The following is a 10,421-nucleotide window of genomic DNA, read 5'->3' as shown; positions in this document are numbered from 1 at the left end:
TTTCTCAGTAAGCTTGCGTAAAATCTCTCGCTGCTCGATCAGAGATTCGGCTCCCTGTACTCTTTGTACTGGTTGATTTGAGATTGAGTGGGGTAGTGAAAGTACTTTAACCCGAGTCCTTCATCATCCTTGAGATTTAGATCGGGAAGCGGAATGGACATCTGCGCACTGACGCCGTAGGGAATTGCCTCCGTTTTGATATAGACGGGGATCATGGCAATCTGCTGGTTGTTGGCATCAAAGTGATAGAGTTCAGCGGTAATACCGGGCAGAGTTTCCTTTACAGAGCGGGTGACCACAATATCGAGTATGACCCCCTGTTCCGTATAGTTCCACCCGTTTAATTTGATGTCATACCCCTTGCGGATGCTTGTCACACGTTCTTCCGGTGTTTCCTTTCCACAGGAAAGAAATGAGCATACAAGAAGAAGAAAAAAGGGTGGGAGAATGATCCCCCACCCTTTATGAGTCAACATGAAAATCTGTTACTGGACCTGGCCGGGGCTCACACTTGGAGCGGGAACCGCACCATCGTCCACGATCTCAGAATTAGTACTGTTATCAGCATTGTAATGAACCAGGTAGTATTCGCGGAACATCTTGGAATAACGCCGCAGGATAATATTGGCCTTAGCGACGGTTACATATGCATTGGCATCGATCGGTGAATACTGGACACCCACAACCTTTACAAGCTGGGAGAGGACGCCCTCGGTTAAAGAAGCTGAGATATTCCAGCCATCCACAGGAGCAACACCCACCGATTCCATAAAGGAAATCGCGGATTGTTCATCAATTGCATCTTCCGGTGTCTGAGCTTTCAGGATCTCAGTGAGTTTCACTGCAAACTGCCCCTGGGTAATAATCGTGTTTGCTTCATCCTGAGCCACCATAAGGCCTGTAATAATGAAGAGTGCAAATACTAGGATCATGGTTCGTTTCATTTCGTCCTCCTCTGGGCTAATATACACATCAAAGAAAGTCTTGTCAAGCCTTCATCCGTTTCTTCTTAATTCGCGCTCCCCGTTCTTCCTGTTTGGGCGTTTCATTATCATAGCCCTTGTAATAATAGTAGTAATAGTGGTGAGAATATCGGGTGTCCTGATCAAGATCTACATCATTAATCACCGAGCCTGCAATATTGGCACCGGAGTGCTGCAATCCTTTCAGGCATTGTTTAATGATCCGTCGGTCCAGATCGTTGTATCGGATGACCAGGATCACCATATCGGTATAGGTGGACAGCAGGAGAGAATCCGTAACCGAAACCAGAGGCGGGGAGTCGATAATGATCCAGTTGAAATGGCTCTTAAGTGACTGAATCAACATCTTGAATGAGTTGCGGGTGATCAGTTCCGGAGGATTCGGAGGCAGGGGACCCGATGTGGCCACCCATAGGTTGGGGATTTCCGAGGTTCGAATGATCTCCTGGTCTTTCGAACCGAAGAGATGGGACGTGATTCCGACCGAATTTGAAATTTTAAGATGTTTGTGGAGGGCCGGTCTGCGAAAGTCGCAGTCCATCAGAAGGACCTTGTCGCCGGCAGCGGCGAAGATTTTTGCCAGGTTAAAGGACGTGGTTGACTTACCCTCTCCCGGACCTCCCGAAGTTACCATGAGAACCTGGCAGCCTTCTGAACGTTTGGTGAAGATTACACCGGTACGGATCGACTGGTAGAATTCACGGAGGATCTTCACCTTGTCCGGTGAGAAACTGGGGATTACCGAAAGCACCGGTATCCCGAGATATTTTTCGACATCGTCCGGGGTCTTAATCGAACTGTCCAGATAATCCATTCCGAACAGGAAGGCAAAACCGAGGAGAAGGCCGAGCACAAGTCCCATAAGGGTATTACGTCGGATATTCGGTTTGATGGGGACAGTGGGCACAATGGCCGGGTCGATTACCCGGACCCGATTTAAGTTCACGGTCGAGGATATGTCGAGCTCCTTGGAACGTGTCAGCATGTCCTCGTAAAACGACTTATTCTGTTCATACTCCTGGCGGAGCTTGTCATACGCCAGCCTGGATTTGGAAAGGTCGATCGCTTCTTCCTTTAAATTTTGAACGTTGGCCAGCAGAGATTCCTCCCGCTGTTTCTTCATCGAAAACTGGGTTTCAAGTCCGGAGACGATGAGACCGATTTCCCGACTGATGCTCGCATTGATTTCCCTGATCTGATTGTCCAGAGCAACGACCTTGGGGTGCTCCGGTTTATAGGTCTTCATCAACTTGGTTTTTTCCACTTCGAGTGTAACACGCTGGGAATTCAGCTGCTGGATGGAGGCGTTGTCCAGAATTTCAGGAAAGGACTGCATGGATATTTTCCCTGCACGAAGATCCTTCAAAGCCTTAATCTTCGATTCAAGGTTGATCCTTTCCACCTTTGCTGTGGCGTATTCTTCATTCAGCTTGTTGATCTGCTCACTGATGACGTTCTTATCCTCATCGGCCCAGTAGTAGTTTTTCTCTTCCTTGAAGAGTGTCAGGTTGGCTTCGCTCTTGGAGAGCTGCTCCCGCAGGGGGTCAAGCTGATTCTGAATGACCTCACGGATCTTTTTTGACTTATCAATCGAATCAAGGATGTTGATCTCACTGTATTTCTCGACGAGTTGATTCACCCAAAGGGTGACCTGCTCAGGGTCTTTCCCGCGGAGAGAAATATTTAGAATGTTGGATTCCTCTTCGTGGTCGATATCGACTCCGCGGGCGAAGGCTGCGGCAGGATCGTTCGCTCCGGCAAAGGGACCCTGTGTGTCCAGATGCAGGGATTCGACAACCCTCTCTGCCAGTCTGCGGGACGTGAGAACCCGAACCTGTTCAGAGATGTAATAGTTGATCTCAAACCAGTTCGGTCCCGTGTAAATCTGACTTCGGACGATCTCGGGCGGGCGGACATCGATGCTCACCGTTGCCTTGGCCTCGTAGATCGGAGTCTGAAACTTGGAGAGGACGAAGGCCGCAAGACCTGTCAGAAGCATGAAAAGAATTAAATAGTATTTACCCTTCCACGCAATGGAGAGGTATTCTCTGAACTTCAGGACGAGTTGTTCCGACTCGTCCATGGCCATCGGATCCATGGGATCTACGGGACGCAATGTGTCACTCATTACAGGAACCTTCTATTGATAACGATAAGGTCGCCGGGTTCAAGGCGAATGTTTTCTGCTTTATTTTTCCGGATGTCGGGAAGATTAATTTCGATCACGTCTGTGGTTCCATCTGCTTTCTTTCGATGGATTTCCACGTTTTTCCGATTGGCAAACTTGCCGAAATCTCCCGCAACGGCGATTGCTTCCATCACGGTCATATCCTCGGAAAGCTGATACTTGCCGGGACGGGTCACTTCTCCCGTAACGAAGAAAAACTGTGATTCCTGGATATAGATCGTATCGCCGGAGAAGAGGGGCATGTTGGGTAGAAGACCCGTTCCGGCGATGATTTCATTTACTGGAACAGGATAAGTTTTAATGACCTTTATTCCCTGCTCTTCCACTTCTCGCTGAACGATGATCGTGTCGGATACGTTTTCGCCCAGACCTCCAGCTTCGGAAATGATGTCCATAAGGGTCGTGTACGTTTTCAGGTAGTATTTTCCAGGTTTCTTCACTTCACCTAAGACGTTGACCCACTGGGATCGAAATTCTTTTACGGTGAGATTCATCTGGACATCTACGAAGTAATCTTTCTCCAACAGTTTTTCCAGGCGGGAAGCTGCCTCACCGGGTTTCAGGCCGGCCACCCTCACTTCGTCGAGGAGCGGGAAACGAATGGTTCCGGAAGCCTGCACTTCGTAATCGCCCGTGAGATCATCCTCTCCTCCAACCTGAATCGAGAGAATGTCTCCAGGGCCGATTAAATAAACACCCGGCTCCACCAACATCGGTGAAGCCGGGGGTTTGTCCTGGCTTTGGATGGCGGGGAATAGGAGTGATAGACCCAGGAGTAAGGCAATCCCCAACTGCATCATCGAAACCTGATCAGAAGCCGATTACAAGATTGATTGCCCAGATGTTGACCTTGTAGTCGAACATGTTAATGTTCGAGTCCCGATCCTGCATGGTGTAGTTGAGGCGGGTCGAGAAGGTCGGGTTGATGTGATATCCGAGCTCAGCCTTGAATTCCAGCATGTCGTCACTGCGGGTCCTCCCATAAATCTCGGAGGATTCGTTGTAGTCGTTGTTCAAAAGTCTCATGCCCAGGGCGCCGAAGGTCTTCGCGCCCATCTGCGCATTATAGCGTACGCCCAGATGGGAGTGGGTGAAGCTGGAGACGTCGGCGAAGTTTGAAGCATAGAGTTTTCTCTGGGAGTCGAAGGTCAGTGAGTGGCCTTCGGTAACTTCCCAGGTCAGATCGGCGTCAACGCTGAAATCGTCATAGTCGCGATTGCCGTATCCGGCGACTTTGTCGAAGCTAAGGGATTCATAGCCAATTTTAATGGAGGAATTGACCGTCGGTGAAAAATCCCCGTAGAACTTCACATAGACATTATAACCGTCGTAGTCGCGGATCTTATCGGGCACGAGAGAAAACTCATTCTGGTCGGCGTCATAGGACATGAAATCGAAACCGAGGGCCATCCGGAGAAGGGGATTCATGTAACGCTGATAGGAGAGGCCTGCGGTATAGGATGTGTAGTCGTACCAGAGTGCGGTAGGATCGTCATACTCGAACATGGTGTAGTCGGCATAGAGGCCGAAGCCGTCCGTCGGGGTGAAGAAATACTTCATGTCAAAGGTTGTCGTGTTCTTGGTGAAGGGGACGTCACCATAGACGAGTTCCTGTCCGGGATCGACTTCCTGCACTTCTAGGGAGCCCATGACATAGTGGTTGGCAATGTCAAGCTCAAGACCCGAAGGAGTGTTGAAGGAGCCTACGAGATCGAGGTAGTGTGTGAAGTTTTCCTGAAGCTCGTTGTCGGCGTAATCTCTCCACTGGGGTACCCAGGTGGCCCGGAAGTAGTTATCCGCAAAGGGATACTCAAGCATGAAGCGGGCGCGGGCAACATAGATGGAATCACTTTCTTCGCCGATGCCCAGAGGATCTTTGTCCTTACTGGGGCGAAGGAAGATGTTGTCCTTGCTTTCGTAAATCAGTTCAAAAGATGGGGTAAAGATGAAGCTTCCGAGCTGGATGCCCTGCTCGCTAACTCCGGGTTGGTCTGCCTCCTGCGCAAAAGCCATAAGCGGTAACAACATTACCAGGCAGAGCATGATAGCCGTCTTCTTCATAAAGTACCTCCTCTATCGGTTCCAAAGTTTTGAAAAGTATACAGCGTCCTTTAGGAAATGTCAATATCTTCTCAAGGATTTTCTAGGGTTCTTGCCTATCCATATATAACCATCTTGTAAAAAACGTGAATTTCTATACAATACGCCGCATGGATAACTTTATTAACTTTGAAACGCTTCTTACCGAGGAAGAGCGTTTAATTCAGCAGACAATCCGCGAGTTTGTCGATGCGGAATTCCTGCCCGTCATAACACACCATTATCGAAATGGGACGTTTCCCGTGGATCTGGTGCCCCGGCTTGCCGACCTGGGCGTATTCGGGGCCACTCTGCATGAATATGATCTTCCGGGACTCACCACAGTCCCCTATGGATTGATCATGCTGGAACTTGAACGGGGAGATTCTGGCCTTCGAAGCATGGTCTCCGTTCAGAATTCTCTTGTGATTTTTCCGATTCACAACTGGGGTTCGAGAGAACAGAAGGATTACTGGATTCCCCGACTGGCAGCGGGAAAGGCTATCGGGTGCTATGGTCTTACGGAACCCGATTTCGGTTCCAACCCGGGAGGAATGAGGACGACGTATAAAAAGAATGGCTCTGCTTATGTCCTGAACGGCAGCAAGGCGTGGATCACCAATGGTTCCACAGCGGACGTGGCCGTCGTGTGGGCTCGGGGTGAAGACGGCTCCGTCAGGGGGTTTCTGGTTGAAAGGGACACGCCTGGATTTGAATCCCGTTCCTATCCAGGCAAGTACTCCCTGCGCGCTTCCGATACGTCCGAACTCTTTTTCCAGGACGTGGAACTGGATGAGGACCATGTCTTACCGGGAACCGGATCGCTGAGGCACCCTCTGCAATGCCTGACGGAGGCTCGATTCGGTATCTCGTGGGGCGCCATCGGCGCGGCCCTGGCCGTATCAAATCACGCGCTCGAGTACGCGCGGTCCCGTATCCAGTTTCGGGGAAAGCCGATTGCTTCCCATCAGATCATCCAGGAGAAACTGGCCTGGATGGTGTCTGAGATCAGTAAGGCCCAGCTGCTTTGTTACCACCTTTCCCAGCTGAAAGACAAGGGGGAACTGCACCACACTCACGTTTCCCTGGCAAAACGAAACAACGTCTGGATGGCAAGGGAGTGCGCGCGGATGGCCAGGGAAATCCTGGGCGCTGCCGGAATTGTGGATGAACATCCCGTTATTCGCCATATGATGAACCTTGAGGCTGTCTATACCTATGAAGGGACCCATGACATTCATGGGCTCGTTATCGGTCAGGCTCTCACCGGATATCCCTCGTTCAATCCTCCCGAGGAATAGCCAGGGCTCTGACTCCTGAGGAGGCATCTATGTCCGTGGATCTGACACTGGGCGGGGAGCTTAAACTGAATGAAGTTCTGACCTATCTCCAGGAGGGAGGGAGGGTTCAGCTCCATCCGGGTGCCCGGGAGGCCATGGATCGCTCCCGGGCCATGGTTGCGAGCGCAGTGGAGGAAGGCCGTGTCGTGTATGGGATTACCACCGGGTTCGGTAAGTTTTCCTCGGTAACCATTCAAAAGGATGACCTCGAAGCTCTTCAGCTCAACCTGATTCGCTCCCACGCCTGCGGTGTCGGGCGCTATCTTCCCGGCCATCTGGCTCGAACCATCGTGATGCTTCGCGCTCATGCTCTTGCACAGGGCCATTCCGGGGTTCGGCCCCTTCTCGTGGAAACCCTGATCCAGCTGGCCAATTTGAATTGTCACCCTGCGATCCCTGCCTTTGGATCGGTAGGCGCATCGGGTGATCTGGCACCACTGGCTCACCTTGCTCTGGTCCTCGTCGGAGAGGGAAGCCTGATTGCAGACAATGAGGTGTGCCCTTCGATTGAACTTATGCAGAAGGCGGGCATTTCTCCCCTGACCCTGCAACCGAAAGAGGGACTTGCTCTGATCAATGGCACTCAGGTCTCCACGGCTATGGCACTGGACAACCTCAACATGTCGCGAAGATTGTTTTCATGGTCTCAGGCCATTACGGCCCTTACCCTGGATGCGGCAAGAGGGAGTGACGGACCCACCTTTGCGCCGATCCATCAAATCCGCAGGCAGAGCGGCCAGATTCAAGTGGCTTCGGTGTTGGAGAGATTATTACGGGGAAGTGAGATCAGGCATTCGCATGAACAGTGTCCGCGGGTTCAGGATAACTATGCACTACGCTGCGCTCCCCAGGTGCACGGGGCCGTACTGGATACGCTCCATCACGTTTCCGATATTCTCGGGCGGGAAATTAATGCCGTCACGGACAATCCTCTCATCTTTCCCGAGGAGGGACGCATGGTATCGGGTGGGAATTTTCACGCAGAGCCTGTGGCGCTGGTGTGCGATTTTGCAGCGGTTGCCATGGCGGAGCTCGGATCCATCGCTGAACGGCGGGTGGAAACGCTGGTGAATCCGCAGCTTTCCTTTCTCCCCCCATTTCTTGTGGAGAAAGAAGGTCTCGAGTCCGGAATGATGATTCCCCAGGTCGTGGCGGCATCGCTGGTTTCTGCAAATAAGAGCCTGGCTTTCCCCGCAAGTGTGGATTCGATTCCGACATCGGGAGGTAAAGAGGATCATGTTTCCATGGCTCCCCATGCTGCCTGGAAGTGGAGGCAGATCCTGAAACGTCTTGCATGGATTCTTGCCATTGAGCTGCTGTGCGCCGTGAAAGCGGTAGATTTTCTTCGACCTCTGAAATCTTCTGAAGAATTGGAAGGGGTCGTTGCTATGGTGAAAGATCGGGTGGGGGAATGGAAGGGAGACACGGCGCTCCATTCACAAATTGAAGAGGTGGCCGATATGCTGCGCACGACTCCTCCGGATACGCTCTGTAAAGGAATTTCAGGTCTGCTCTTTCGATGATTGCGAAGGCCAGGGATTACCTGGTTGGATATTTCAAAGAGTTCCGTGAGCGAAACTGCCTGCAAGGAAATGGAGCCTGCCCTCCGAATTTCAGAAGTACATGAAACCATCATTCCTTATTTTAAATATATGTATCTCCTTTCCTTGACAGTTTTATGATGCAGGGTTACCATGGTTTCATTACCGGGTAACCATGAACACAAGGGAAAAACACGACGGAATCTACAGGCTTGCGTTTCATTGTTCGGTCAGGGCGGCGGCCTTGGTCGACGACGATGGCAGAGTGTTTCAATGCAATGATGCCTTTCTGAAAACCACTCGAATGGAGGGAGACCGGCTTCCGGAAGAGGTTCGGAATGTGCTGCGGATGTGTCGTGCGTTCCAGGTTGCAATGGAGGAAGGACATGCTCGCTTTCTACTGGATGACCCGGACACCGGGAGGGATCATCCCGCCACGCTCACACGGCTTCCGGAACCTTCCATTCATTACCTGCTGGAGTACCATGCCCATTATGAAGAAACACATCTGGAAACGGCCCTGCAGGAAAGCGAGCGCCGGTTTTTTCGTTTACAGCAGAATCTCCCGGTGGGTATCTACAGGGCCGACCGTGAAGGAAACCTGGAGACCGTAAATCCAGCTCTGCTCAGGATGACGGGGTATGACTCCTATGCGGAACTTCAAATAGCGGAACTTGCGGACGTGTGGGTCGATCTGCGTGAACGGGACAATCTCCTTGCGAGGCTTGCAAAAGAAGGGGCCGTCATCGGACACACCGTCCACCTGAGGAGAAAGGACGGCACCATATTCATTGGTTCCTTTGATGCAAGGGGTACCTTCGATGATAAGGGCGATCTCCTGTTTTTTGATACCATCGTGCAGGATATTACCGAGAAAGTAGAAGCACAGAGGCAGCTTGAACGGCTTGCCCGTACGGACAGCCTCACCGGTCTGAACAACAGGCAGAATTTGATGCATTTACTGGAAACGGAATTGCACCGATCCATGCGCTACAAGAATCCATTTACGCTGCTCATGCTGGACCTTGATCATTTCAAGCGGTTCAATGACACACTGGGGCATCAAACAGGCGACCGCCTGCTGAGGGAGTTTGCCTGGCTTATGGTTCATTCACTGAGAGAAACCGATTTTGCGGGAAGATACGGGGGGGAGGAATTCTGTGTCGCACTGCCGGAAACCGATCTCAACGGTGGTGTTGTTATTGCCGAGCGGATCCGAAAATTCACGGAACAGCACCTCTTCAGTGTTCCAAATGACAGAACCGTAACATTGACCTGCAGCATCGGCGTGGCTCAGGCCGATTCTCCCCGGCTGGAAGACCTGATTGAAACGGCAGACTCTCATTTATATCAAGCCAAGCGGGCGGGCCGGAATCAGGTAAGACCTTCTCTTTCAATCCCAACCTGAAGCAGAACCAAAACTACGCTGGTGTAAACGAAAAACTGAGTGACAACGGATCCTGTTTTCGAGATGGGACCTGCAAGCCGACAGACGATCCGTTACCCAACTGACTGTTGATCTCAAGTCTTCCTGTGAATGAGATACATCAAGATGAGGTCAGTCTCCCCCCATCCGGATGTGAAGGTTCTTCCAGTCCTCTTCTCTCCACCATTCATGTTCCATGCCGTCGCATCGTACAGTAAAGTGACGGCACTGGACACAGCCCGGACCCCGGATGATATCGGGACGCATGGGCGGGTGCCGCTGAGTACACCGTTCCACCCGAATAAGCCAGGGTGCGAACCTCTCTTCCTCTTCCAGGTAGACCTTGAGATCAGTCTCCCTGGTATCCTGAGGAATATGGCGTGGAACTTCGGTAAAGAGAACGGAATTTTCCTTGTCCACATGTTCCCAGATCCAATGACTCAGCGTGGTGACATTCTTCGAGACCGCTTCGGGATCTGTCACGGATGAGATCATGGTATATAAAGTTTCAATCATTTGTCGCATCTCTCTGTGTTCTTCGCGAAGAAGGAACAGGGGGCCCTGTTTCCCGGACAGGCCTTTTTCTTCAAGTGCCCTGAACAGGACTTCCTCCCGTTCATGGTGGAAAAGGACCATGAAATTTTGATGAAAATCCAGATAGTTCTTCAACTCGGCAGGGTCAGCGGACCCCTGTTGTACAAGGTGCAGCAAGGTTCTCATTGATCCCGTCATGCGGTCGATGAGGTCGTGATGCCGGATCAGCTGGGCAAGAAAATCAGTTTGATCGTTCATGGGTCAGGAGAGGATTCCTTTCATTTTACGGATCCGGGTTTTCCTCCTAAACAGGTTTGTGGTGTCATCCGT

Annotated in this window: 9 protein-coding genes; 3 read left to right on the top strand and 6 right to left on the bottom strand. The window is 51.4% G+C overall.

Annotated features, from left to right (window positions below):
- Positions 1 to 38 precede the first annotated feature (38 nt).
- Genes PLD04_05385 through PLD04_05365 form a run of 5 tightly spaced genes read right to left on the bottom strand, consistent with a single transcriptional unit; the run spans position 39 to position 5,232 of the window.
- Positions 39 to 476, bottom strand: coding sequence for a hypothetical protein (locus PLD04_05385; protein HXK67756.1), 438 nt, complete (start codon positions 474 to 476; stop codon positions 39 to 41).
- A gap of 9 nt (positions 477 to 485) precedes the next feature.
- Complete coding sequence (locus tag PLD04_05380) at positions 486 to 944, bottom strand: hypothetical protein (protein HXK67755.1); 459 nt, start codon at positions 942 to 944, stop codon at positions 486 to 488.
- 43 nt (positions 945 to 987) lie between these two features.
- On the bottom strand, positions 988 to 3,111 hold the full coding sequence (locus PLD04_05375) for a polysaccharide biosynthesis tyrosine autokinase (GenBank protein ID HXK67754.1): 2,124 nt from the start codon (positions 3,109 to 3,111) through the stop codon (positions 988 to 990).
- The gene (locus PLD04_05370; protein ID HXK67753.1) at positions 3,111 to 3,971 is read right to left on the bottom strand and encodes an SLBB domain-containing protein; all 861 of its coding nucleotides are present in this window, start codon (positions 3,969 to 3,971) and stop codon (positions 3,111 to 3,113) included. The genes PLD04_05375 and PLD04_05370 overlap by 1 nt, the downstream gene beginning before the upstream one ends.
- Before the next feature lie 10 nt (positions 3,972 to 3,981).
- On the bottom strand, positions 3,982 to 5,232 hold the full coding sequence (locus tag PLD04_05365) for an outer membrane beta-barrel protein (GenBank protein ID HXK67752.1): 1,251 nt from the start codon (positions 5,230 to 5,232) through the stop codon (positions 3,982 to 3,984).
- Between the two features lie 149 nt (positions 5,233 to 5,381).
- Here PLD04_05365 and PLD04_05360 point away from each other — a divergent pair, with 149 nt between their 5' ends.
- The 3 genes from PLD04_05360 (at position 5,382) to PLD04_05350 (ending at position 9,539) form a co-directional block, all read left to right on the top strand.
- A complete protein-coding gene (locus PLD04_05360; protein HXK67751.1) occupies positions 5,382 to 6,551 on the top strand; it encodes an acyl-CoA dehydrogenase family protein in 1,170 nt (389 codons plus the stop codon).
- Positions 6,552 to 6,580: 29 nt separating this feature from the next.
- The gene (gene hutH / locus PLD04_05355; protein HXK67750.1) at positions 6,581 to 8,113 is read left to right on the top strand and encodes a histidine ammonia-lyase; all 1,533 of its coding nucleotides are present in this window, start codon (positions 6,581 to 6,583) and stop codon (positions 8,111 to 8,113) included.
- A gap of 193 nt (positions 8,114 to 8,306) precedes the next feature.
- Positions 8,307 to 9,539, top strand: coding sequence for a sensor domain-containing diguanylate cyclase (locus PLD04_05350; protein HXK67749.1), 1,233 nt, complete (start codon positions 8,307 to 8,309; stop codon positions 9,537 to 9,539).
- 150 nt (positions 9,540 to 9,689) lie between these two features.
- On the opposite strand, the gene PLD04_05345 is transcribed toward PLD04_05350, so the two are convergent.
- Positions 9,690 to 10,349 (bottom strand): hemerythrin domain-containing protein, encoded by a 660-nt coding sequence (locus PLD04_05345; protein HXK67748.1) that lies wholly within the window; start codon positions 10,347 to 10,349, stop codon positions 9,690 to 9,692.
- Between the last annotated feature and the right edge of the window lie 72 nt (positions 10,350 to 10,421).

This window comes from Thermoanaerobaculia bacterium, from assembly GCA_035593605.1.
GTDB lineage: Bacteria > Acidobacteriota > Thermoanaerobaculia > UBA2201 > DAOSWS01 > DAOSWS01.
This window is presented reverse-complemented; position numbering and strand designations above follow the sequence as displayed.

Excerpts from the sequence above, each read along its gene's own strand:
- PLD04_05385 (HXK67756.1), bottom strand. The coding sequence starts at position 476 with ATGTTGACTCATAAAGGGTGGGGGATCATTCTCCCACCCTTTTTTCTT.
- PLD04_05380 (HXK67755.1), bottom strand. The coding sequence starts at position 944 with ATGAAACGAACCATGATCCTAGTATTTGCACTCTTCATTATTACAGGC.
- PLD04_05375 (HXK67754.1), bottom strand. The coding sequence starts at position 3,111 with ATGAGTGACACATTGCGTCCCGTAGATCCCATGGATCCGATGGCCATG.
- PLD04_05370 (HXK67753.1), bottom strand. The coding sequence starts at position 3,971 with ATGATGCAGTTGGGGATTGCCTTACTCCTGGGTCTATCACTCCTATTC.
- PLD04_05365 (HXK67752.1), bottom strand. The coding sequence starts at position 5,232 with ATGAAGAAGACGGCTATCATGCTCTGCCTGGTAATGTTGTTACCGCTT.
- PLD04_05360 (HXK67751.1), top strand. The coding sequence starts at position 5,382 with ATGGATAACTTTATTAACTTTGAAACGCTTCTTACCGAGGAAGAGCGT.
- hutH (HXK67750.1), top strand. The coding sequence starts at position 6,581 with ATGTCCGTGGATCTGACACTGGGCGGGGAGCTTAAACTGAATGAAGTT.
- PLD04_05350 (HXK67749.1), top strand. The coding sequence starts at position 8,307 with ATGAACACAAGGGAAAAACACGACGGAATCTACAGGCTTGCGTTTCAT.
- PLD04_05345 (HXK67748.1), bottom strand. The coding sequence starts at position 10,349 with ATGAACGATCAAACTGATTTTCTTGCCCAGCTGATCCGGCATCACGAC.